Genomic DNA, 21,321 nt, shown 5'->3' on the forward strand with positions numbered 1-21,321 from the left:
TCGATGACGGACGACAGCGTCAGACTGACTCGGCGTCAACTGGGCAGAGGGGCCCTGGCCCTGGGCGGCGCCCTGGTCATCGCCCCCTTCCCCGCCGGACCGGCGGCCGCCACCTCCGGCCGCCGCGCCACCACCTTGCGCCACGGCTCCCCCGAGCGTGCCGGCCTGCTCCCCGCCCACCTCCGTCAACTGGTCACCGACGCCGAGGCGTTCCTGGGCCTCTCCCCCAAGCACCCCTGGTACGCGGGCGCGGTCCTGCTCGCCGGGCGGGGCGGAACCGTTGCCCTGCACGAGCCGATCGGGATGGCAGTGCGCTATCAGGCGTACGACGAGAAGACCGACACCGGCATCGAGTTCCCGGTCGACCAGCAGCTCCCCATGGCCGACGACACCGTCTTCGATCTGGCCTCGGTCTCCAAGCTGTTCACCTCGATCCTCGCCGTGCAGCAGATCGCGCGGGGCGCTCTGGAGCTTGAGGCCACGGTCGCCTCCTACCTCCCGGACTTCGGCGGCGCGGGCAAGCAGGACATCACGATCCGTCAGCTCCTCACCCACACCTCGGGGTTCCGCGCCTGGATCCCGCTCTACGCAGCGCCGACGTACGAGGAGAAGCTCCAGCTCATCTGGAACGAGGCGCCGTTGAACCCGCCGGGCACCACGTACCTCTACTCGGACCTGAACCTGATCTCCCTCCAGCTGGTCCTGGAGAAGATCACCGGCCGCACACTCGACACGCTCCTCCACGACGAGATCACCGGCCCCCTCGGCATGCACCGCACCCGTTACAACCCGCCCGCCGCCTGGAAACCGCGGATCGCGGCCACCGAGGACGCCCGCAAGCCCTGGTCCGGTCTGGACCGTGGCCTGGTGTGGGGCGAGGTGCACGACGAGAACGCCTTCAGCCTGGGCGGGATCGCGGGCCACGCGGGCGTGTTCTCGAACGCGTGGGACCTCGCGGTCCTCGGCCGGACACTGCTCAACGGCGGCGCCTACGGCCGGTCGCGCATCCTGGCGCCGGAGTCGGTGGAGCTGATGTTCACCGACTTCAACACCGCCTTCCCCGGCGATGAGCACGGCCTCGGTTTCGAGCTCTACCAGCACTGGTACATGGGCGCGATGGCCACTCCGCGCACCGCGGGGCACACCGGCTTCACCGGCACCTCGCTGGTCCTCGACCCGACGACCGACTCCTTCCTCGTCGTCCTCGGCAACTCGGTCCACCCGGTGCGCGGTTGGCGCTCCGGTTCCGCGCCCCGGGTCGCCGCCGCGAACAACATGGCCCGCGCCGTACCGGTCCGCCCACGGCACGGCCGTACCGCATGGTTCTCGGGAATGGCGACCGCCGCGACCGCGACCCTCGCGCTCCCCGCGCTCGACACGTCCTCCGGCGACGCGCGGCTGTGCTGCGCCCTGTGGTGGGACACCGAGCCCCAGGCCGACGTGCTCACCCTGGAGGCGACGACCGACGGGGGCACCACCTGGCAGGCGCTCCCCTTCACGACGACCCGACACGGCGAGGAGCCTCAAGAGCACGCGACCGGTTCGGCCACCGGCTGGTCCGGCCGCGTCTGGCACCGCCTCACGGCCCGGCTCCCGGCACACCGGCAGCTGGCGATCCGCTGGCGGTACGCCACCGACCGGCTGTATGTGGGGCGTGGGGCCTACGTCGACGGCCTGCGCGTCGACGCGGCGCGCACCGTCCTGTTCGACGAGGCCCGGCCCGCGGACGCGGCACGGGTCACGGCGAACGGCTGGACCGCCGCCGCGGACTGACGGATCAGCCGGGCACGTTCAGACGCTCGGTACCGAGGACGGACAGGAGCCGTAGTGCCTCCTCGGACGGCGATCCGGGGGTGGCGGTGTAGATGACGACCCGCTGGTCACGGTCGGCGATGTCCAGGACGTCGCAGTTGACCGTGACGGGGCCGACGACGGGGTGGGCGAAGGTCTTGCGCAGCGTGGGTGCGGCGGTGACGTCGTGTGCGGCCCACAGCCGGGCGAACTCCTCGCTGCCGTGCAGGAGTTCACGGACCAGTGCGGTCAGCTCCGGGTCGTCCGGGTAGCGGGCCGCGGCGGCGCGCAGTTCCTGTGTCGAGTTCCGGGCGAACTCCGCCACATCCGATACCCCGTAGAGCCGCCGGCCCTCGGGGTGCGGTCCGAGAAAGGCGCGCCGGACGAGGTTGCGGTCGCGGCGGGGCAGGGCGGAGAAGTCCTCCATCAGGGCGGCCGCGAGGTCGTTCCAGGCGATGATCTCGAATCCGGCCGAGACCACGATCGCCGCGGCGTGCGGCAGCCGGTGCAGCAGGTCGACGATGCTCTGGCGGACCTCGCGCGAGGGTCCCGGAGACGGGCCGGGCGGGGCACCGGCGAGGTGGTGCAGGTGGGCACCCTCCGCGTCCGACAGGCGCAGGGCGCGGGCGAGCTGCGCCAGTACCTCGCGCGAGGGGTGCGGGGCGCGGGCCTGCTCCAGCCGGGTGTAGTACTCGGTCGAGATGAACGCCAGCTGCGCCACCTCCTCGCGGCGCAGCCCCGGCGTTCGGCGCCGCGGTCCGGTCGGCAGCCCCACCTCGGCGGGGGCGATGCGCTCGCGCCGGCTGCGCAGGAAGTCAGCCAGTTGTCGTCGGTCCACGTCTCCAGTGTGCGCGTGTGTCCGGGTGCTCAGCCAGGTACCGCCGGTGCCTGGATGAGCCGCGCGACCGGGCGCAGGCTCGACGGCATGAACAACACATCTGTCACCGCGACCGGCCTGCTCGACGACAAGGTCGCGTTCGTCACCGGCGTTGGCCGTGGCATCGGCGCCGCCGCCGCTCGGCTGTTCGCCCGTGAGGGCGCCCGAGTGGTCCTGGCGGCCCGCACGCAGGCCCAGCTCAAGACGGTCACGGAGGAGATCCGGGCGGCGGGCGGCACCGCGGACCATGTGCCGTGCGACCTGGCCGACGCGGACAGCGTCCGGGCCGCCGTCGACCGGGCGGTGGAGCTGTACGGCCGGCTGGACGTCGCCTTCAACAACGGCGCGACGATCCAGCCGCCCGGTCCGATGGACCAGCTGCCGGAGGCGGAGTTCGACCGGATCAGCGCCGTCAACCTCAGGGGGCCGTGGCTGGCCATGAAGGCCGAGGTCGCCGCCATCCGCGCCACGGCCGGGCGCGGCGCGATCGTCAACAACTCGAGCGTCGGCAGCCTCGCGGCCAATCCCGAGCTGCCCGTGTACGGGGCGTTGAAGCGGGCGGTCAACAGCCTGACCGGATCGGCCGCCGTCACGTACGGCCGCGAGGGCATCCGCGTCAACGCCATCGCCCCCGGGCTCACCCTCACCGAGATGGTCGACGAGTGGGAGCGCGACTCCCCCGGCATCATCGACCGGCTCACCGCACAGAACCCGCTGGGCCGGGCCGCCGGCCCGGAGGAGATCGCCGAGGCCGCGGCCTGGCTGCTGAGCGACCGCGCCTCCTATGTCACCGGCGTGATCCTCCAGGTGGACGGCGGCGCGCGGGCCTGAGCGACACCGGGCGACCGCAGGGGCCCGGCAGAGGGACCGCGGCACCTAGTCGGCCGCCTCCAGCACCGCCATCGCCGCGTTGTGCCCCGGCACCCCGCTCACCCCTCCCCCGCGTACCGCGCCCGCCCCGCACAGCAGCACGTTCGCGTGGCGGGTCTCCACGCCCCAGCGGCCGGTGCCCTCCTGGGCGTACGGCCAGGAGAGCTCCCGGTGGAAGATGTTCCCGCCGGGCAGTCGCAGGTCGCGCTCCAGGTCCAGCGGCGTCTTCGCCTCGATGCACGGGCGCCCGTCCGCGTCCGTCGCGAGGCAGTCGACGATCGGCTCGGCGAGGTGGGCGTCGAGCTGGGCGAGCGTCGACTTCAGCAGTTCGTCGCGTACGGCGTCGTTGTCGCGTTCGAAGAGCCGGGCCGGGGTGTGCAGGCCGAAGAGGGTGAGGGTCTGGTAGCCCCGCTCGACGAGGTCCGGGCCGAGGATCGTCGGGTCCGTGAGCGAGTGGCAGTAGATCTCGGAGGGCGGTGCGACGGGGAGCTCCCCGGCGGCCGCCTGCTCGTGAGCGGCGGCCAGCTGCTCGTAGCCCTCGGCGATGTGGAAGGTGCCGGCGAATGCCTCACGCGGGTCGACGGAGCTGTCGCGCAGCCGGGGCAGACGCTTGAGCAGCATGTTCACCTTGAGCTGGGCGCCCTCGGCGGGGGCCGGGGGCGTGTCGCCGGTGAGGGCGGCCAACGCTTGCGGGGAGGCGTTCACCAGGACGTGCCGGGCGGCGGCGACTCCCTCGCCGTCCGCCGTCCGATAGCTGACCTCCGCCGTACGACCGTCCGTGTCGATCCGTACCGCCTCGTGCCCGGTGACGATGACCGCGCCCGCCTCGCGCGCAGCCGTGGCCAGCGCGTCGGTGAGGGCGCCCATGCCGCCGACGGGGACGTCCCAGTCGCCGGTGCCGCCACCGATCACGTGGTAGAGGAAGCACCGGTTCTGACTCAGCGACGCGTCATGGGCGTCGGCGAACGTGCCGATGAGGGCGTCCGTCAGGACCACACCACGCACCAGGTCGTCGGTGAAACGCTCCTCGATCGCGACACCGATCGGCTCCTCGAAGAGGGTCCGCCAGGCCTCCTCGTCGTCCACCCGGCGGCGCAGCTCCGCACGACTCGGCAGCGGTTCGGTGAGGGTCGGGAACACCCGCTGGGCGACCTCGCCGGTCATGCCGTAGAAGCGCTGCCAGGCCTCGTACTCGCGCTCCCCGCCCGTCAGCCGGGCGAACGCCTCCCGGGTGCGTCCCTCGCCGCCGCCCACGAGCAGCCCGGTCGGCCGTCCGCCCCGCTCGACGGGCGTGTACGAGGAGACGTCGCGAGTGCGGATGCGGAAGGACAGGCCGAGGTCCTGCACGATCTTCGAGGGCAGCAGGCTGACCAGGTACGAGTAGCGGGAGAGCCGTGCGTCGACCCCGGCGAACGGCCGCGTGGACACGGCGGCGCCCCCGGTGTGGTCCAGCCTCTCCAGCACCAGCACGGACCGCCCGGCCCGCGCCAGGTAGGCGGCGGCGACCAGCCCGTTGTGGCCTCCGCCGACGATCACGGCGTCGTACGTACGGTGTCCCGGGTTTCCCTCGTGTGCAGGCATGGTTCTTCGTAACACGTGATGATCTAGGTCGGCCAGAGGGCAGATCGCGACAGTGGGAGCCGTACCCCTGAGTCCGGCGGGATCACTGCCCGCCCGGCACCCGCTGTTGCCGCAGCAGCGCCACCCTCCGGTACAGCTCGACCGCCTCCGCTGCCCGCCCGAGCTGTTGCAGGCAGTGGGCCTCGTCGTTGCGGCTGGCGAGGGTGTCGGGGTGGTCGGCGCCGAGGACGCGTTCGCGGGCGTCGGCCACTCTGCGGTACTCGGTGAGCGCGTCCGGCCAGCGGCCCAGCCAGCCGAGGCTCACCGCGACCTCGCGCCGGCTGACCAGGGTGTCGGGGTGGTCGTGGCTCAGCACGCGCTCCCGGATCGCGCACACGTCACGGGACTCGGCGAGCGCCTCCTCCCAGCGGCCGAGGCGGCCGAGGTTGACCCCGAGGCCGTGACGGGCGCGCAGGGTCTCGGGGTGGGCGGGGCCGTGGACGCGGGTGCGATCGTCGATCAGGTCGCGGTAGAGCCTGAGCGCCTCAGCGCTGCGCCCGAGACGGCCGAGGCTGATACCGACCTCGTAGCGGGCGGCGAGGGTGTCGGGATGATCGGGGCCGAGGGCCTGGGCTCGGGCCTCGGCGACCTCGCCGTAGGTCTGCAGGGCCTCCGCCCAGCGGCCCAACTGGCCCAGTGCGTACGCGACTTCGTAGCGGGTGACCAGGGTGTCGGGGTGGTGCGGGCCGAGGATGCGGGCGCGGGCGGCGGCGACCTCGTCGGCCATGCGGTACGAGTCCTCCAGCCGGCCGAGCCGACTGAGGTTGAAGGCGAGGTTGTGACGGCAGCGCAGGGTGTCGGGATGGTCGGGGCCCATGGCGCGCTCGCGGGCGATGAGCACCGATGTGTAGACCTGGTGGGCGTCGAAGTGGCGGCCCAACTGGCCGAGAACGTAGGCCATTTCCTGCCTGGCGGCGAGCGTGTCGGGGTGGTCCGGACCGAGGGCGAGGCTGCGGGCACGGGCGACGTGCTTGTACTCGCGCAGCGCGTCGGCGGCGCGGCCGGTGCGGCTCAGGGTGAAGGCGACCTCGTAGCGGCTGGCCAGGGTGTCGGGGTGGTCGGGGCCCAGAAGGTGCTCGCGCTCGGCCGCCACGGCCCGGTGCACCTCGCCCGCCTCGGTCCAGCGGCCCAGCCGGCCGAGGCTCAGCCCGGCGTTGTGCCGTCCGGCCAGCGCGGTCAGCGTCGCCGCGGACGGGGCGGGCGGCTGATCGGGTACGGCGGTCTCGTCGGGCCGGCCCGTGGCCGGACGGGGGATCCACTCGCCGGTGAGGCCGGCCGCGGCGTCGGGGGGTGTGGTGCGCAGTCCGGCGCCGGTGGCCTTGTGGCCGGTGGTCATGCCACGGGTCCAGGAGGGCAGGCGGGTCTCGCGGGCCACGGGTTCCGGGGGCCGCAGGGCCGGTTGCGGGGTCACCACGGTCGGTACGTACGCCGGGGTCGTACGGCCCGCGCTGATCCGGCGGCCCAACTCTCCTCCGTCGTGCGGGCGTTCCTCGGGGCGCTTGGCCAACAGGGAGAGGATGACCTGCTCGAAGTACTCCGGCAGCTCGGCACGGTGGCTGCGCGGCGGCCGGGGCGGGGTGTCGCGGTGCCCGACGAGGATCGCCCAGGGGTCGTCCAGGTCGAACGGGGGCACCCCGGTCGCGATCTCGTACAGCACGCACCCCAGCGAGTACAGGTCGCTGCGCTGGTCCACCTCCTCCCCGCCGATCTGCTCCGGTGACATGTAGTGCGGGGTGCCCATCGCGATCCCGGTGCCGGTCAGCCGGGAGGTGAAGCCGATGTCGTGGGCGAGACGCGCTATGCCGAAGTCGCAGATCTTCACCGTGCCGTCGGCGAGCCGCATGATGTTCGCCGGTTTCAGATCCCGGTGCACGATGCCCTGCCGGTGGGTGTAGGCGAGGGCGGCGGCGACCTGGTCGGCGATGTCGACGACATCCGGGACGGGCAGCGGATGATGCTTGTTGTCCTCCAGCAGCTGGCTGAGGTTGCGGCCCTCCAGCAGCTCCATGACCAGGAACAGCACGCCGTCGGACTCGCCGAAGTCGTGGACGACGGTCACCCCGCGGTGCTGCAGGGCCGCCGCCACCCGGGCCTCGCGGCGAAACCGCTCACGCAGGACACGGGTGAAGGAGTGGTCGTGATGGGGTCCCAGCGGCTTGAGGCACTTCACGGCGACCTGCCGGCCCAGCGACTCGTCGCGCGCACGCCACACCTCGCCCATACCGCCGCGCCCGATCGGATCGAGCAGCCGGTACCGGCCCTGGATCAGCCTGCTGTCCCCCATCTCCCGCGCTCGCCCCCCGTTGTGGTCCGCCCCACCCTCCCTCGGCTCGTCCAGTATGGCGAGCTATCGTCCGAGTTTGTACGGTGCCGGGCGCGAGCCGGGACCGAGTCGTGCCATGGCGCGCAGGATGTGTTTGGGCGGGAGTTGCCAGCGCAGACGTGCGGGAATACAGCGCAGCAGGGTGCCCGTGACACGCAACTGACGGGTGACGGTGGCGGGTTTCGGGGCCGGTCTGCCGTACAGCTCGTGGGCGTATGGCGGCAGGGCGGCGTACGCAAGGTGCGCCACGCGCCGCCAGATCACCTCGCGCGCCGGAACGAGAAGGGGGTGCGTCGGCGGGCGGAGCAGGAAGTCGTCCACCTCGCGTGCCTCGGGTCCGCACGCGAGCTCGGGGCGCACCTTCTCGAAGTACGCCGCCATCTCGGCCCGGTTCGCCGGTACGGCGTCGGGGTCGAGGCCCACCAGACGGGATCCGAGGCGCTGTTCGTCGATGTAGCGGTCAGCCTGCTCGTCGGTGAGGCGGATGCCGGAGCGGCGCGCGACCTGCAGATAGGAGTCGATCGCGGCGCAGTGCACCCACAGCAGCAGTCCGGGTTCGCCGACGCCGTACCGCTCCCCCGTGTCCGGGTCGGTGGCGCTCAGCATGCTGTGGATCCTCCGCACCCGGGCGCCGGCCTTCTCGGCGGCCTCGGTGGTGCCGTAGGTGATGGTGCCGACGAAGTTCGCGGTGCGCAGCAGACGTCCCCAGGCGTCGCGCCGGAAGTCGGAGTTCTGCGTGACGCCGCGGACGGCTCGGGGGTGCAGGGCCTGGAGGTAGAGCGCACGGACTCCGGCGACCCACATGATCGGGTCGGCGTGCAACTGCCAGGTGACCGACCGCACCGCGGCCCGATCGTCCCCCAGGAAGGCCACGGTCGCCCCTCTCCGCTTCGTATGGACGTACGCCGAACACGGTACGCATCGAGGGCGGCTTGGGAAGACCCCGTTCATCCGCAGCACACGGACTCTGCAGTTGACGCGTAAACAGCTGAATCCGCAATTGAGTCCGCGTTTGCGGTCAGCCAATTCCTGGCTAAAGTAGGCCATATGGGTGAGACAAAATTCTACGTGGCGAAGAAGGGTGACAATCTCAACAAGATTGCCGCCATGCACGGCCTGACACTGGCCCAGGTTCTGGAGTGGAACCCCGAGATCACCAATCCGAACTTGATTCAGATCGGACAGCGTATCCGCGTTTCCGCCCCGGAATCGGTCGTCGGTTTCGAGCCGTTCCCTGGTCCCGGCTTCTTCCAGCCGACCAGGACCAGCCCGATCATCGAGGCCATGGGCTACCGCCTCATCGAGGAAGGCTGCTCGTCATATCCAGGCGGGCCGGACTTCCAGTGGAGCGACGCGGACCGGGCGTCCTACTCCAAGTGGCAGCGCAAGCTGGGTTTCACCGGCAAGGACGCGGACGGTCTGCCCGGGAGGAAGTCCTGGGACAAGCTGCACGTGCCGCACGTCGTGGGCGCGGAGTAGTCCTCGGCCGATCAGCCATCGACATCTTCATCAGCAGAATGGCCCCTTGCCGTTCCTGCCGCGGGCGCAGATCCCGTGACAGGAACGGCGGTGCGACCGGAGGAAGCCCGGGCACCCTGGGGGCCGCCTACGGATTCCAGGACCTTCTGGCCCTGGAGGTCGACCCATCTGGTGAAGAGTTGCTGGGAGTATCCGAAGATGACGGCCCAGGCGATGATCTGCGCCGAGGAGTCCAGCGAGGTGAGCCCGGGCACGAAGCCGCCCCGCATGAGGAGCAGACCCAGTACGGCCGTAAGCGCACCTGCGGGAATCTTGAGAGCCGCCAGGGCGATCGGCACGGGAAAGGGCGTCGACGTACCCCTGATTTTCCGCAGTGTGGTCGCCGCCGCCACGCCGGCGGCGACGAGGCCGACGAATTCCACGACGAGATAGTCGCCCCATGCCGAAACGGCGGCGAAGTTCTGGTCGAGTTCGGTGGATTGGAAGGAATCCTGACTTCCCGTGGGGCAGACGACCACATAGTCGACCTTCGAATCCGTGGCGGGCGCGTCGTTCGGCCGTGAGGGGTTGAAGCACAGGGGAACGGATTCGGGGAAGAGGGAGGTGAGTACGGCCACCGCTACAGCCAGAAAGAAGAGGAAGACGGCCACCCTCCAGACGATGCGTACGAAACTGCTCGCGCGGAGCTTCTCACGCAGTGCGACGGTGTGGGCCACATCGACGGCCTCGAGGACGATGAGCAGTTCCGTCTCGTCGATGAGCCGTCGCCGCGCGGTCTTCTCCATCACGACTTCCGTGGCGACCCTGCGCGGGTCGTCGCGGGTCAGGTGTTCTCTGACCACCGCGAGCATTCCGGGGAGATAGGGCGCCACTTCGGCCGGGGACGAGAGAAACGACTTCAGCCAGAGCAGACGTGCCGTGTTCAGGTGGACCTGCGCCGCCGTCACATGAGAGCCCATGGGCGCCCGGTGATGGTGGTCGAAGTTCAGGATGCGCTCCGCGCAGTGCAGTTCCTCCTCCGCCGCGGCCAGCAACGCCAGACCGTCCGGAGTGCCGGAACTCTCCACCGCCCGTTTGCGTTCGTTGAGCATCGCCCGGAGTTTCCGGACCGTGGCGCGGGCGTCCTCGCCTTGTTCCCAGGACCGTCGCTCGCGGTACCACTCGGGGTAGCGCCCCGGAATCAAGCCTCGCATCCACTGGCCAAGTCCCATGCGCCCATCGTCGGTATCCGGCCGTGTGCCGCCGGTGATTGCCCCGAACGAGGGTGCGCCGCCGGGCCTCAGGCGTCCGTGACCGCCGGAGCGTTGAGCGCGAGTGCCAGCAACGCGGCCGAGACCTCCCGGATGACCTCTTCGGCTTCGCTGAACTCGGGTTGGAAGGTGTCACCACATTCGATGGTGTAGCCGAACACCTTGGCGTCGGCCGGGTCGGTGAGGTGCCGGCTGTAGGCGTAGTCGTCACTCGTGCCCGAGGTGGGATACAGCCCGTACGCCGGCTCGACCCCGTAGTCGACCCCGCGCACCGCACGAACCGCGTCGTTCATCCGTTCCGCCAGTTCGACGGCGATCTTCAGGTCCGGTTCGGCGATGAACTCGCCGATGCCGTCGTCGGGTCGCCCGCGTATGGGGTCGAGGTCGGAGTTGAGGAAGTTGTCGCTGGGGCTGGTGGACTGGTTCTGGTCGGAGCCCCAGTTGTGCAGGATCACCGGAACCGCGCTGTGGACGTCGACCATCCACCGGATCCGCGGGTGGCTGTCGAGTGCCCAGACCACGTTCCGGGTCTCGGGCTCCGAGGCGGCGGCCGGTCCGCGGTAAACCTGCGGATCGCACGGCTTGTCCGATGTGTGAACATCCGCGTCCGGGGCGAACTTTGCCTTGTGGTCCCACACGAAGTCGAAGTTCCGGTTCAGATCGACTCCCACGCATGAGGGGCCCGTGGAACCGGCAGGTGCCGACCGGCGGTTCTTCCGCCACATCGCGGAGGTGGTCTGGCTGAAGGCCCGGCCATCGGGGTTGACGCAGGGGAAGAAGAACAGACTGACTTCCTCCAGCACCCGCGTGACCTGCGCCGCCGTGAACGTCGAGGACCCGTAACCGAGCCCGGTGACGGCGTCATGGGCCTCCAGCAGGTCGGCTGCCAGCGAGATCAACGCGTCGGGCGGCACCCACTCGCGCGCGTGCATCCCACCCAGCAGCAGGATGGCGGGCACTTCGTCGGACTGCCGCGTGCCGACCCGCAGCAGCCTCGTCGTCCGGCCTTCGTGCGTGGGGTGCGGCAGGTCGATGACCTCGGTCGCCCCGGGGTAGGCGCCGTGCAGACTGGTGATCGCCGATTCGATCTCGGCCACGTTGAGATACACGGTCACTCCTTACGGCCGAGCCCGTGCGGAACGGCGTCCCGGTCGGCGAAGCGGTCTCCCGCGCCGACCTCTTCCTTTCGGGCGCGCCAGTTGTCCGTGACGTTCTCGATCGTCGTGATGTCCACCAGCGGTGCCGATCTGGCCGCCCTGGCACGGTCGAGCTGGTCCTGGCGGAAGTAGAGGTCGAGTCCGACACCCGCCCGGCTGCCGCGCGCGACGGCGCGGCAGCCGACGTCGGGCCGTGTCTCACGGACGAACTCCCTGAGCGCCTCGGCGTTCTCGGCGACGACATGGCAGCGGAAGACCGCGGGTTCCTCGCTCATCGCCTAGATCCCGTCGGCGAGCTCGACGGCCTGGGCGGCGTTCACCCGGCCGAAGCCGTAGTCGTCGTTGTGACCGGCCGCGTCGTACTGGACCTGCGGGCCGCCGATCCGGTCGGCCGACCGGTGCATCACCTCACGTAGTTGATCCCGCGTGAGCTGGGGGTTCACCGACAGTGCGAGTGCCGCGCACCCGGCCGCGCAGGGAGCGGCGAAGCTGGTGCCGGTGCTGGTTCCGTAGCCACCGCCGGACGTGGTGCTGAGGACGTCGACGCCGGGGGCGATCAGTTCCACCTCCGGGCCGCGTGCCGCGTTGTCCTCCCGGTCCTTGTTGGTCGAGCGCACCACGGCGATCACGTCCGCGTGGGAGACCACTTCGTCCTTGGCGATGTCGACGTTCCTGCCGTTGCTCGCCGCCCAGAAGATCGGCAGCCCCTTGCCCTGCCGTCCGTGCGAGGCGGCGAACTCGAGGGCGAGCTCCAGAGTGCTGGACAGGTCCCAGTCCGCACCGTTCGGGCCCAGGCTGCTGACGAGAATGTCCGCCCCGCCACCGGGACCGATCCCGGGAACCTCCGTCGACGGGTCGGCCGCGTACGCCACCGCCCGACCGAGGCTGGTCTGCGTTCCGATCTGGTCCGGCAGACAGGCCAGCAGCATCAGGCCGCACTCGGGGGCCGCACCCGTACCTCCCGCCCCGTTGTCGTGCCGGGCCCCGACCATGCCGGCACAGAACGTGCCGTGATCGCTGTCCGGCATCCCCGAGGTGCCTTGGACGAAGGCCGGGCGCTGCGCGCCCTCGGCGAAGAAGCCCGACAGCGGGTCCAGCCCGGCGGCGAGGTCCGGGTGCTGCGCGTCGAAGCCGTTGTCGATGACGGCGACCCGGATCCCCGCCCCGAAGGTTCGGTCCCAGGCCGTCTCGATGTGCACATCGGCGTCGGGAGTACCGCCGTCGACACCGGGGTTCCTCCATTGCCACTGCTCCCCGTAGCGGGCCCCGGTGGGCCTGAAGCGGGCGGGGACGTGCTCGATGAACGCCGGTTCGGCGAACACGAAGCGGTCGTTGCCGTGCAGTTCGACGGAGGCCGCGAGGGCGTCCTGCGACGCCGGGGCGCGCACCTCGTACAAATTCCTCGCGAAGCCCAGCCTGCCGACAACCGTCAGGCCCGCTGCCTCGAGCTCGCGTTCGGCCTCCTCCTCGGAGAGTTCCGGCTCCAGTCGGACGGTCAACGCGTCGGTCGCGATACCGATCCTGCCGTTGGGCCGCCGGATCACCTTGCCGCTTGTCTCCGCGCCGGGAATCGCCCCGCCCGCGGTGAACACCTCGCGCGTCCGCTGGTTCGGCCTGACGAACACCCAGCTCGCGCGCGCGAACGCGTCGGTGGTCTCGTCGTCGACGCCGGCCTCGCGGATCTCCCCGCGGGCGCTGCTCCCCAGTTCCGCGGCTCTCTCGGCGGCGGCGCTCGCACGGATTTCCGTGCCCATCTTGACCGCGACGACGTCGTCGAGTTCTTCAGCCTCGACGAGATGACCACGCTGGTAGTACTGACGTGACATTGCACTCGCCTCTTCAGGTCGGCGCGTGAGCCCCCGCCGGTGACGTCACGGCGCCGGACTCGCGGCCTTGTAAAACCCCCTCTCCGCCAGTCTCCTCGCACCCTCAACGCTCGGCAAACGCACGATTCCCCCGCAGCGGGGCCTCAGTTGCCCGTTCAGTTTTTGCCGGGTCAACCAACTCGCTATCGCCGTACCCTCGGCATCCCCAGCCCGATCCACGAGATGATCTCCCGCTGGATCTCGTTGTTGCCGCCGCCGAAGGTGAAGATGACGGCCGAGCGGTAGCCGCGCTCCAGTTCGCCGTGCAGCACCGCGCCCGCCGAACCCTCCTTCAGCGCCCCGGGCGCCGCGACGATCTCCATCAGCCACGCGTAGGCGTCGCGGCGCGCTTCGGAGCCGTAGACCTTGACGGCGGACGCGTCCTGCGGGGTGAGCGTGCCTTCCTGAACGGCGCTGACCATCCGCCAGTTGAGGAGCTTGAGGGCGTCGAGCCTGGTGTGGGTCTGGGCCAGGCGGCGGCGTACCCAGGGGAGGTCGATCACCCGGCGGCCGTCGGCGAGTTTGGTCTCCATGGCCCAGCGCTGGACGTCGTGCAGGGCGCGGATGGCCATGGTGCCGTGGGCGGCGAGGGTGACGCGCTCGTGGTTGAGCTGGTTGGTGATCAGGCGCCAGCCCTGGTTCTCCGCGCCGACGCGGCGGGAGACGGGCACGCGGATGTTCTCGTAGTAGCTGGCCGTGGTGTCGTGCGAGGCGAGGGTGTTGATGACGGTGCACGAGTAGCCGGGATCGGTGGTCGGGACGAGGAGCATCGTGATGCCCTTGTGCGGCGGGGCGCCGGGGTCGGTGCGGACGGCGAGCCAGACCCAGTCGGCCGTGTCGCCGTTGGTCGTCCAGATCTTCTGGCCGTTGACGACGTAGTCGTCGCCGTCCCGCACCGCGCGCGTCTTCAGGGACGCCAGGTCGGTGCCCGCCTCGGGCTCGCTGTAGCCGATGGCGAAGTCGATCTCGCCGGAGAGGATCCGCGGCAGGAAGTACGCCTTCTGCTCGTCGGTGCCGTACCGCATGATCGTCGGGCCGACGGTGTTGAGTGCCATCAGCGGCAGCGGTACGCCGGCCTGCGCGGCCTCGTCGAAGAAGATGAACTGTTCCATCGTGGTCAGGCCGCGTCCGCCGTACTCCTTGGGCCAGCCCACGCCCAGCCAGCCGGCCGCGCCGAGCCGCCGGATGGTCTTGCGGTAGTGGCGTTTCTGGGCTGCCGGGTCGGTGAAGCGGGTCTGGGTGAGGTCCGGCACCAGTTCGGCGAAGTAGTCGCGCAGTTCGCTGCGCAGCCGCTGCTGCTCGGGCGTGTATTCGAGGTGCACGGCGCCTCCAGGCTCCCCAAGGGCGGTCCTGACGGCGCACACCGTAGAACGTGTTTCAGAAATTGGGAATGGCGAGGACGCCTCAGTCGAGGGTGCTCATGAACTCCGTGCAGGCCCGCGCGCAGTCGCGGCACGCCTGGGCGGTCTCCTCGGCGGCCGGCAGACGGTCGAACGCGTGCGCGCTCTCCAGGCACACCGTCCGGGCCCACTCCAGCTGGAGCCGCAAAGCGGCCTCGTCCAGTTGGTTCTGCTCGGCCAGCACTCGGCAGGTCGCGTCACACACCTCGGCGCACAGGATGCCCTTGCGTCGCAGAAGTTCCTGGTCCTCGGGCCCGTCGGGATCGACCAGGCTCGCACGCAGGGCACAGGCCCGGGCGCACTCGGTACAAGCCTGGGCGCACGTGAAGCGGTCCTCCAGAAACTGGACCGGCTGCTGCTGGGACGTCGTCTGTGTCACATCGCTCGGGTAGCCGGTCCGATGGGCCCCAAACCCGGTGCTCGCAAGGGTTCCGGCCGGCCCTCGTGCTCCGTGCGGGTGACCCTGGCGGCGCGGTCGGACCGATCGGGTTCATACGGGATGCCACGGGTACTCGCGGGGCCATGAACATCGCACGGACGAACATCGCCGCGGAAGGCGCGCTCGGCATCGGACTGATCGTCGCCGGTCTGGTCGTCGTGGGACTGCTCATCGGCGCCTTCGTCGTGGGCGCCCGGATCAGGCGCCGGGAACCGTCTCCGCCGCGCCCCGAGGAGCAACCCCGGGTGCCCGAGGGCGGCCCGGTCCATGAGGTCCGGGAGCACCGGGAGCCGGACGAGGTGCCCAGGAGCGACCGCCGGCTGACCCCGCACGAGATGCCCGCCCACGGCAACATGCCCTCCCGGCGCAGTGCGTCGCAGCGACGGCCCCGCTGGGACGACGGCGGAAGCGGATCGTTCGGCGGCGGCGGACAGGGCTGACCGCGGCTCCGCGTTGCCGCCGTCCACCTCCCGGGCCGACCGGCGCCCGTGCGCCTCAACCGCCGCCGGCGAACCTCCGCGCGAGGTCCCGGTGATGCTGCGCCGCCTCGCCCGCCTCGCCGCCGGTGACGACGGAGCCCGGCATCGTCCCCAGCCGTTCGATCTGCTCGGCGAGGCGAAGATGCTCGGTACGGGCATGCTCCCGGCAGGCGAGGCAGGTGACGCTCTCGGGCCTCGGTGAGGTCATCGCGTACGGCACCGCGAGGAGCAGCCGGTGACGACCGTCGCGGGGAGGTCACCGGCCAGGCCGAAGGTACCGGCCAGGAGGTTGCGTACCCGGGCGTCGTAGCGGGTCACACCCCGCTCGACGTGGATGTGTGGATCTGCACCGGCCATGAGGTCATCCTGCCTGCCCGCCCGCCGCCCACGCGAGGGCCGTGCGCCGGCGTCCGGGGTGCGCCGCCCGCCGTCGGTCAGTACCGTGCAGTTCCGGGGTCCGAGTTCGGCTGTGGGGAGGCGGCATGGCCGGCGACAAGGCGGCGAAGCTGCGCCGCAAGACGTACGAGAAGGAACTGCTGCGCCTGCAGACGGAGTTGGTGAAGCTCCAGGAGTGGGTGCGGGCGGAGGGCGCCCGGCTGGTCGTGGTCTTCGAGGGCCGGGACGCGGCGGGCAAGGGCGGCACCATCAAGCGGGTCACGGAGCATCTCAACCCACGGGTGGCACGGATCGCGGCCCTGCCCAAGCCGACGGAGCGCGAGCGCACCCAGTGGTACTTCCAGCGGTACATCGGGCATCTCCCGGCCGCCGGGGAGATCGTGCTGTTCGACCGCAGCTGGTACAACCGGGCCGGCGTCGAGCACGTCATGGGCTTTTGCACCCGGGCCGAGTACCAGCTCTTCCTGCGGCAGTGCCCGCTGTTCGAGCGGATGCTGACGGAGGCCGGGATCCTGCTGCGCAAGTACTGGTTCTCGGTGAGCGACGAAGAGCAGCAGGAGCGTTTCCGCCGCCGGCTCGAGGACCCGCTGCGCCGCTGGAAGCTGTCTCCGATGGACCTGGAGTCGATCACCCGCTGGGAGGAGTACTCGCGGGCCAAGGACGAGATGCTGGTGCACACCGACATCACCGAGGCGCCCTGGTACGTGGTGGAGAGCGACGACAAGCGCCGCGCCCGGCTGAACATGATCGCCCACCTGCTGGCCTCCGTCCCCTACCAGGACGTGCTCCCGCCGGTCCTGGACCTGCCCGAGCGGCCGGAGCCGACCGGCTACCGGCGACCGCCGCGCAACCTTCAGAACTACGTACCGGACCACGCGGCCGATCTCTGAGCCTCACTCGTGGCCGGGCCGGACGACGGCGACCGGGCACTGGGCGTGGTGCAGCACCGCCTGGCTGACCGAGCCCAGCAGCAACCCGGCGAACCCGCCCCGTCCGCGCGCCCCGACCACCACGAGCCCCGCGTCCGCACTGGCCTCGATCAGGGAGTGCCGGACCCGGTCGCGCACCAGCCTGCGGTCCACCGCGACATCGGGATAGCGGTCGCGCAGCCCGCCCAGCGCCTCGGCGAGCACGCGCTCCTCCTCGTCGTGCAGCCGGCCCTCGTCGTACGTCACGAACGGCGGGTCGGCGGGAGACTCGTAGGCGCGTTCGGTCCGGATGCTCCAGGCGTGCAGGGCCACCAGGCCGACGCCGTGCAGGGAGGCGTGGGCGAAGGCGAACTCGACCGCTCCGCGGGCCGCGGGCGAGCCGTCCACGGCCAGCAGGACGGGCCCGGCGGGGTTGGGCCGGCGCCGCACCACCAGCACCGGGCAGGCGGCGTGGGCGGCCAGGTGACCGGCCGTCGAGCCGAGCAGCAGGGCGCCGAACCGGCTCAGGCCCCGGCTGCCGACCACGGCCAGGGACGCGGTGCGCGATTCGATCTCCAGGACCGTCACCGGCTCCCCGACGACGACCTCGCGCGTGATCTCGACGCCGGGTCCCGTGTCATGGGCGCGGCGCTCCGCCTTGGTGAGTGTGCCGTCGATGAGTTCGTGCATCCCGGCGTCGCTCGGCTCCCAGGGCCGCCCGCCGGGCGGTATGTGCGCGACCGGCCGGCCGAAGGCGTGCACCAGCCGCAGCCCCACGCCCCGCAGCCGGGCCTCGTGCGCCGCGACCTCCACGGCCGCCATGCTCGACGGCGAACCGTCCACCCCTACGACCACCGGGCCCCTCATCGCTTCCCCTTTCCGGGCAGGATCCGCGAGCGCCTGCGATCTCTCCGCGGCTGCCCCGGGCGCGGACCGCGGAGCGCTGTTCTCTCAGCCTCCACCCGCCGGCCGCATCACGCACCGGGCCGGTGTCAGTCGGGCAGGACCAGTCGCCCCTGCTCCCCCGGCTGGAGGAAGACCTCGCGCTCCGGGAGCCGTACGTCGATCGGTGAGGCGTCGGAGGAGGGGACCTCGATCTCCAGCAGTCCCCGCTCCAGGCGCAGCCGTACGCCCCAGTTGCCCTGGTAGCGCAGGGAGAACCCGTAGGTGGACAGCTCGGGCAGCGGCACGGGGTCGAGCCACAGCGCGCCGTCCCGGGTCTCCAGGCCGGTCAGTCCGCGCTGGACGAGGTCGAGGGTGCCGGCCATGGCGCCGAGGTGGATGCCTTCGCCGGTGGTGCCGCCCTGCACGTCGGCGATGTCGCCCTGAAGGGCCTCCTGGACGAACTTCCACGCCTCGGTGCGCCGGCACCGGGCCAGCACCCATCCGTGCACCAGGCCGCTGAGGGTGGAGCCGTGACTGGTGCGGTGCATGTAGTGGTCGACGGTGCGCCGCCACATGTCCTCGTCGAGCCGGTAGCCCAACCTGCGGAACAGGTCCCGCAGCTCGGCCGGCGCGAAGAGGTAGCCGAGCATCAGGACATCGGCCTGTTTGGAGGCCTGGTAGCGGTTGACGGTGTCGCCCTCCGCCTCCAGGATCCGGTCGAGCCGCCGGATGTCGCCGTATCGCTCGCGGTATCCGTTCCAGTCGAGTTCGGTGAGGTCGCCGTAGCCCGCGAACTGGCTGATGACGTCGCCGTGGAATGGGACGTGCAGAGTGTGTGCGACGTCCTCCCACAGGGTGAGTTCGCCGGCGTCCAGGCCGGTGCGTTCGACGAGTTCGCGCCGGCGCGGCTCGGGCAGGGTGTCCAGCAGCTCCAGGGTGCGGGCGAGCACCCAGGCCGCGGTGACGTTGGTGTACGCGTTGTCGTCCAGGCCCGGTGTCTCGGCGTCCGGGTAGGCCTCGTGGTACTCGTCGGGGCCGACGACGCCCTTGATGCGGTATCGGCCCATGCCGCCGTCGTAGACGGCCTTGTCGGCCCAGAAGCGCGCGATCTGCAACAGCATCTCGGCGCCCTTGGTGTGCAGGAACTCCATGTCGCCGCTGGCCTCGCAGTACTGCCACACGTTGTAGGCGATGGCCGATCCCACATGGTGCTGGAGGTGGGAGTGGTCGGGCAGCCAGCGTCCCGAGCGCGGGTTGAGATGGAGCTGCTGGGTCTCCTCACGCCCGTCACTGCCGCTCTGCCAGGGGTACATCGCACCCCGCCGGCCGGCCGCCGCCGCGGTGGTGCGGGCCTGTTCGAGGCGGCGGTGACGGTAGCGGAGCAGGGCCCGGGAGACCTCCGGGAAGTGCAGGTTGAGGTAGGGCAGGACGAACAACTCGTCCCAGAAGACGTGGCCGCGGTACGCCTCGCCGTGCAGTCCCCGGGCGGGCACGCCGACGTCGAGTTCGGCGGTGTGCGGGGAGAGGGTCTGCAGGACGTGGAAGAGGTGCAGTCGCAGGATGATGCCCGACTCACCGGGGACGTCGAGCTCGGCGCGGCGCCAGAGCTGGCCCCAGGCGGTGCGATGGGACTCGAGCAGCGCCTCGAAACCCGGGGACCGGCCGACCCGGTCGATGGCGGCGTGCAGCGGGTCGCTGATCGCCGGGTCGCGGGAGGTGTGCAGGGCGATGGTCTTGTCGACGGTGGCGGTACGGCCGGGGGCCAGGTCGAGCGTCATCCGCTGGATGACATACGGCAGTTCGTGGCGGATCTCGGCGGGCACGTCGGCGGTGAGCCGGGCCGCGAGGCCGATCCGGACGTCGGAGGTGCGGGTGCGGCAGCGCAGCCACACGGTGTCCCGGGCGGAGGCGCCGGTGTGGATGTGCGTCAGATGGCGGCCGTCGAGCTCCCGGTAGCGCGGCACACCGGAGTTGGTGACACCGCCGTCCAGGGCGGCCTCCACCTCCAGCGGTCCGGAGTACCCCTCGGCCGTGAACTCGGTGCGCAGGGCGGCCAGATGAGGGTCGGCCATGTGCACGAACCGCTGCTGACGCACCGTCAGCATCCGGCCCTCGCCGAGGTCGTAGCGGGTCCGGCGTTCCAGCAGCCCTGCGGGCAGACGCAGCAACTGGCGGTGTTGGAGCACGGTCGTGTTGTCGGGGTCGATCCAGTGCCCCTCGGGGAGGCGGAAGCGCAGGGGCAGCCAGTTCGGGACATTGACGATGTCCTCGTTCTCCACCCGGCGGCCCGACACATCGGAGGTGAGTCGGTTGTAGATGCCGGCCACATAGGTCCCCGGATAGTGGATGTCGTCGGCGGCACACTCCGGGAGCACGCCCCGGGTGGCGAAGTAACCGTTGCCGAGGGTGCACAGCGACTCGCGGAGGCGTTCGTCGGCGGGCGTATAGCCCTCGTACTCCCAGGTCCAGCCCACCGCCTCGGCCTCCGGGCTCGGCTCGTCCGTCACTTCGGCTCTCCTCCCGCGCAGAGTTCTCCGAGGTCGCGTACGACGATGTCGGCGCCGTGCCGCAGCAGGCGCGCCCCCGTGTCCGCGCCGACGGCCCGGTCCACGCCGACCACCAGGGCGAATCCGCCGCGCCGCCCGGCCTCCACGCCCGCCAGGGCGTCCTCGACGACGGCCGCCCGGTCGGCGGACACGCCCAGCCGGCTCACCGCCTCCAGGAAGAGGTCGGGTTCGGGCTTGCCCGCGAGACCCAGCCGGGCCGCCTCGCCGCCGTCCACCAGGGCGTCGAACAGATCGAGCACCCCGGCCCTGCTCAGCAGCTCGCCGGCGTGCCGGGAGGCGGAGGCCGCCGCACGGGGCACTCCCGCCGCGCGCAGCGCCTTCACCAGCCGTACGGTCCCCGGGTAGGCGTCGACGCCGCGCTCGCGCAGCCGCTCGGTGAAGAGGCGTTCCTTGTCCTGGGCCACGGCCCGTACCGTCTCGGGCGCCGCCTCGATGCCGCGCGCGGCGAGGAAGGCCGCGGCCCCGTCGAGACGGGACTTGCCGTCCACGTGCCGGAGATAGTCGTCCCGCACGTCGAAGGGGCCGCGCCGGTCGGGGTCGTCGGGCGGGTGCGCGCGCAGGAAGTCGTCGAAGGCGACCTTCCAGGCGGCGGCGTGCACCTTGGCCGAGTCGGTGATGACTCCGTCGGTGTCGAAGACGACGGCACGCACGTCGCGCAGGATGTCGGCGAGGGGGGCGTCGGACCGGTCGGGGTCGAGGGGCCGGTGCATGGTCACACCCGCCGCGCACGGCGGACGGCGATCGGGCGGGGCACGGCGATCGGGCGCCGCTCGGCGCGCGACCGCGCGTCTGCGGCATCCGGGGGACGCCGGGCCGGGACGGCACCAGGGAACGCGAGGCCCACGGCCTGCTCACCTCCACTCGACGGTTCTCCCGCGCCCGGGCGGGATCCGCTCATGGGTACCCGTCAAGCCTGCCTTGTCACCTCGCCGCCGCCCCTGAAGTGCCGAACGGCTCTGGCGTACCCGCCGCGGGCGTGGTGTGCTGGAGGTGACGGGAAGGACCCACACAGGCG

At 71.4% G+C, this 21,321-nt stretch carries 20 protein-coding genes; 5 read left to right on the top strand and 15 right to left on the bottom strand.

Annotated elements, in window-relative coordinates; all coding sequences use genetic code 11:
- Positions 1–3 precede the first annotated feature (3 nt).
- Positions 4–1,773 carry a serine hydrolase gene (locus ACFQ6S_RS09520; RefSeq protein WP_383405498.1) on the top strand — a complete coding sequence of 590 codons (1,770 nt, stop codon included), beginning with the start codon at positions 4–6 and terminating at the stop codon, positions 1,771–1,773.
- A gap of 4 nt (positions 1,774–1,777) precedes the next feature.
- On the opposite strand, the gene ACFQ6S_RS09525 is transcribed toward ACFQ6S_RS09520, so the two are convergent.
- Entirely contained in the window at positions 1,778–2,629 is an 852-nt protein-coding gene (locus ACFQ6S_RS09525; RefSeq protein ID WP_383405500.1) for a helix-turn-helix transcriptional regulator, read from the bottom strand.
- Positions 2,630–2,683: 54 nt separating this feature from the next.
- Between ACFQ6S_RS09525 and ACFQ6S_RS09530 the strand changes: the two genes are divergently transcribed.
- Positions 2,684–3,499: an SDR family NAD(P)-dependent oxidoreductase gene (locus ACFQ6S_RS09530; protein ID WP_383405502.1), complete on the top strand. Its 816-nt coding sequence runs from the start codon at positions 2,684–2,686 to the stop codon at positions 3,497–3,499.
- A 45-nt stretch (positions 3,500–3,544) separates the two neighbouring features.
- Here ACFQ6S_RS09530 and ACFQ6S_RS09535 read toward each other — a convergent pair whose 3' ends face one another.
- The 3 genes from ACFQ6S_RS09535 to ACFQ6S_RS09545 form a co-directional block, all read right to left on the bottom strand.
- Positions 3,545–5,119, bottom strand: coding sequence for a phytoene desaturase family protein (locus tag ACFQ6S_RS09535; protein WP_383405504.1), 1,575 nt, complete (start codon positions 5,117–5,119; stop codon positions 3,545–3,547).
- 82 nt (positions 5,120–5,201) lie between these two features.
- Complete coding sequence (locus tag ACFQ6S_RS09540; RefSeq protein ID WP_383405506.1) at positions 5,202–7,442, bottom strand: tetratricopeptide repeat protein; 2,241 nt, start codon at positions 7,440–7,442, stop codon at positions 5,202–5,204.
- Positions 7,443–7,505: 63 nt separating this feature from the next.
- Complete coding sequence (locus ACFQ6S_RS09545; protein WP_383406524.1) at positions 7,506–8,285, bottom strand: oxygenase MpaB family protein; 780 nt, start codon at positions 8,283–8,285, stop codon at positions 7,506–7,508.
- Between the two features lie 243 nt (positions 8,286–8,528).
- Here ACFQ6S_RS09545 and ACFQ6S_RS09550 point away from each other — a divergent pair, with 243 nt between their 5' ends.
- Entirely contained in the window at positions 8,529–8,960 is a 432-nt protein-coding gene (locus tag ACFQ6S_RS09550; protein ID WP_383405508.1) for a peptidoglycan-binding protein, read from the top strand.
- Positions 8,961–8,971: 11 nt separating this feature from the next.
- On the opposite strand, the gene ACFQ6S_RS09555 is transcribed toward ACFQ6S_RS09550, so the two are convergent.
- The 6 genes from ACFQ6S_RS09555 to ACFQ6S_RS09580 form a co-directional block, all read right to left on the bottom strand.
- Positions 8,972–10,171 (bottom strand): hypothetical protein, encoded by a 1,200-nt coding sequence (locus ACFQ6S_RS09555; RefSeq protein ID WP_383405510.1) that lies wholly within the window; start codon positions 10,169–10,171, stop codon positions 8,972–8,974.
- A 68-nt stretch (positions 10,172–10,239) separates the two neighbouring features.
- Positions 10,240–11,319: a M14 family metallopeptidase gene (locus ACFQ6S_RS09560; RefSeq protein ID WP_383405511.1), complete on the bottom strand. Its 1,080-nt coding sequence runs from the start codon at positions 11,317–11,319 to the stop codon at positions 10,240–10,242.
- A 2-nt stretch (positions 11,320–11,321) separates the two neighbouring features.
- Positions 11,322–11,642: a hypothetical protein gene (locus ACFQ6S_RS09565; protein ID WP_383405513.1), complete on the bottom strand. Its 321-nt coding sequence runs from the start codon at positions 11,640–11,642 to the stop codon at positions 11,322–11,324.
- Positions 11,643–11,645: 3 nt separating this feature from the next.
- A complete protein-coding gene (locus ACFQ6S_RS09570; protein WP_383405515.1) occupies positions 11,646–13,193 on the bottom strand; it encodes a S8 family serine peptidase in 1,548 nt (515 codons plus the stop codon).
- 182 nt (positions 13,194–13,375) lie between these two features.
- On the bottom strand, positions 13,376–14,554 hold the full coding sequence (locus ACFQ6S_RS09575; RefSeq protein WP_383405517.1) for an acyl-CoA dehydrogenase family protein: 1,179 nt from the start codon (positions 14,552–14,554) through the stop codon (positions 13,376–13,378).
- Between the two features lie 82 nt (positions 14,555–14,636).
- On the bottom strand, positions 14,637–15,011 hold the full coding sequence (locus tag ACFQ6S_RS09580; protein WP_383405519.1) for a ferredoxin: 375 nt from the start codon (positions 15,009–15,011) through the stop codon (positions 14,637–14,639).
- A gap of 143 nt (positions 15,012–15,154) precedes the next feature.
- Here ACFQ6S_RS09580 and ACFQ6S_RS09585 point away from each other — a divergent pair, with 143 nt between their 5' ends.
- Positions 15,155–15,511: a DUF6479 family protein gene (locus ACFQ6S_RS09585; RefSeq protein ID WP_383405521.1), complete on the top strand. Its 357-nt coding sequence runs from the start codon at positions 15,155–15,157 to the stop codon at positions 15,509–15,511.
- Between the two features lie 55 nt (positions 15,512–15,566).
- On the opposite strand, the gene ACFQ6S_RS09590 is transcribed toward ACFQ6S_RS09585, so the two are convergent.
- Positions 15,567–15,758 (bottom strand): hypothetical protein, encoded by a 192-nt coding sequence (locus ACFQ6S_RS09590; protein ID WP_383405523.1) that lies wholly within the window; start codon positions 15,756–15,758, stop codon positions 15,567–15,569.
- The gene (locus ACFQ6S_RS09595; RefSeq protein ID WP_383405525.1) at positions 15,755–15,907 is read right to left on the bottom strand and encodes a hypothetical protein; all 153 of its coding nucleotides are present in this window, start codon (positions 15,905–15,907) and stop codon (positions 15,755–15,757) included. Before ACFQ6S_RS09595 ends, ACFQ6S_RS09590 begins: the two co-directional genes overlap by 4 nt.
- Before the next feature lie 125 nt (positions 15,908–16,032).
- Here ACFQ6S_RS09595 and ppk2 point away from each other — a divergent pair, with 125 nt between their 5' ends.
- Positions 16,033–16,836 (top strand): polyphosphate kinase 2, encoded by an 804-nt coding sequence (ppk2, locus tag ACFQ6S_RS09600; RefSeq protein ID WP_383405527.1) that lies wholly within the window; start codon positions 16,033–16,035, stop codon positions 16,834–16,836.
- 3 nt (positions 16,837–16,839) lie between these two features.
- Here ppk2 and ACFQ6S_RS09605 read toward each other — a convergent pair whose 3' ends face one another.
- The 3 genes from ACFQ6S_RS09605 to ACFQ6S_RS09615 all read right to left on the bottom strand — a co-directional run bounded on the left by ACFQ6S_RS09605 (position 16,840) and on the right by ACFQ6S_RS09615 (position 21,016).
- Complete coding sequence (locus ACFQ6S_RS09605) at positions 16,840–17,721, bottom strand: universal stress protein (protein WP_383405529.1); 882 nt, start codon at positions 17,719–17,721, stop codon at positions 16,840–16,842.
- A gap of 125 nt (positions 17,722–17,846) precedes the next feature.
- Entirely contained in the window at positions 17,847–20,246 is a 2,400-nt protein-coding gene (locus tag ACFQ6S_RS09610) for a glycoside hydrolase family 65 protein (RefSeq protein WP_383405531.1), read from the bottom strand.
- On the bottom strand, positions 20,243–21,016 hold the full coding sequence (locus tag ACFQ6S_RS09615) for an HAD family hydrolase (RefSeq protein ID WP_383405533.1): 774 nt from the start codon (positions 21,014–21,016) through the stop codon (positions 20,243–20,245). The genes ACFQ6S_RS09610 and ACFQ6S_RS09615 overlap by 4 nt, the downstream gene beginning before the upstream one ends.
- Positions 21,017–21,321 lie beyond the last annotated feature (305 nt).

The organism is Streptomyces sp. NPDC056479, assembly GCF_042795335.1.
Taxonomy (GTDB): domain Bacteria; phylum Actinomycetota; class Actinomycetes; order Streptomycetales; family Streptomycetaceae; genus Streptomyces.

What these genes read in the sequence shown, in the direction of transcription:
- ACFQ6S_RS09520 (WP_383405498.1), top strand. Translation starts at nt 4, where the DNA reads ATGACGGACGACAGCGTCAGACTGACTCGGCGTCAACTGGGCAGAGGG.
- ACFQ6S_RS09530 (WP_383405502.1), top strand. Translation starts at nt 2,684, where the DNA reads ATGAGCCGCGCGACCGGGCGCAGGCTCGACGGCATGAACAACACATCT.
- ACFQ6S_RS09535 (WP_383405504.1), bottom strand. Translation starts at nt 5,119, where the DNA reads ATGCCTGCACACGAGGGAAACCCGGGACACCGTACGTACGACGCCGTG.
- ACFQ6S_RS09540 (WP_383405506.1), bottom strand. Translation starts at nt 7,442, where the DNA reads ATGGGGGACAGCAGGCTGATCCAGGGCCGGTACCGGCTGCTCGATCCG.
- ACFQ6S_RS09545 (WP_383406524.1), bottom strand. Translation starts at nt 8,285, where the DNA reads ATGTGGGTCGCCGGAGTCCGTGCGCTCTACCTCCAGGCCCTGCACCCC.
- ACFQ6S_RS09550 (WP_383405508.1), top strand. Translation starts at nt 8,529, where the DNA reads ATGGGTGAGACAAAATTCTACGTGGCGAAGAAGGGTGACAATCTCAAC.
- ACFQ6S_RS09555 (WP_383405510.1), bottom strand. Translation starts at nt 10,171, where the DNA reads ATGGGACTTGGCCAGTGGATGCGAGGCTTGATTCCGGGGCGCTACCCC.
- ACFQ6S_RS09565 (WP_383405513.1), bottom strand. Translation starts at nt 11,642, where the DNA reads ATGAGCGAGGAACCCGCGGTCTTCCGCTGCCATGTCGTCGCCGAGAAC.
- ACFQ6S_RS09570 (WP_383405515.1), bottom strand. Translation starts at nt 13,193, where the DNA reads ATGTCACGTCAGTACTACCAGCGTGGTCATCTCGTCGAGGCTGAAGAA.
- ACFQ6S_RS09585 (WP_383405521.1), top strand. Translation starts at nt 15,155, where the DNA reads ATGAACATCGCACGGACGAACATCGCCGCGGAAGGCGCGCTCGGCATC.
- ACFQ6S_RS09590 (WP_383405523.1), bottom strand. Translation starts at nt 15,758, where the DNA reads ATGACCTCACCGAGGCCCGAGAGCGTCACCTGCCTCGCCTGCCGGGAG.
- ACFQ6S_RS09595 (WP_383405525.1), bottom strand. Translation starts at nt 15,907, where the DNA reads ATGGCCGGTGCAGATCCACACATCCACGTCGAGCGGGGTGTGACCCGC.
- ppk2 (WP_383405527.1), top strand. Translation starts at nt 16,033, where the DNA reads ATGGCCGGCGACAAGGCGGCGAAGCTGCGCCGCAAGACGTACGAGAAG.
- ACFQ6S_RS09605 (WP_383405529.1), bottom strand. Translation starts at nt 17,721, where the DNA reads ATGAGGGGCCCGGTGGTCGTAGGGGTGGACGGTTCGCCGTCGAGCATG.
- ACFQ6S_RS09615 (WP_383405533.1), bottom strand. Translation starts at nt 21,016, where the DNA reads ATGCACCGGCCCCTCGACCCCGACCGGTCCGACGCCCCCCTCGCCGAC.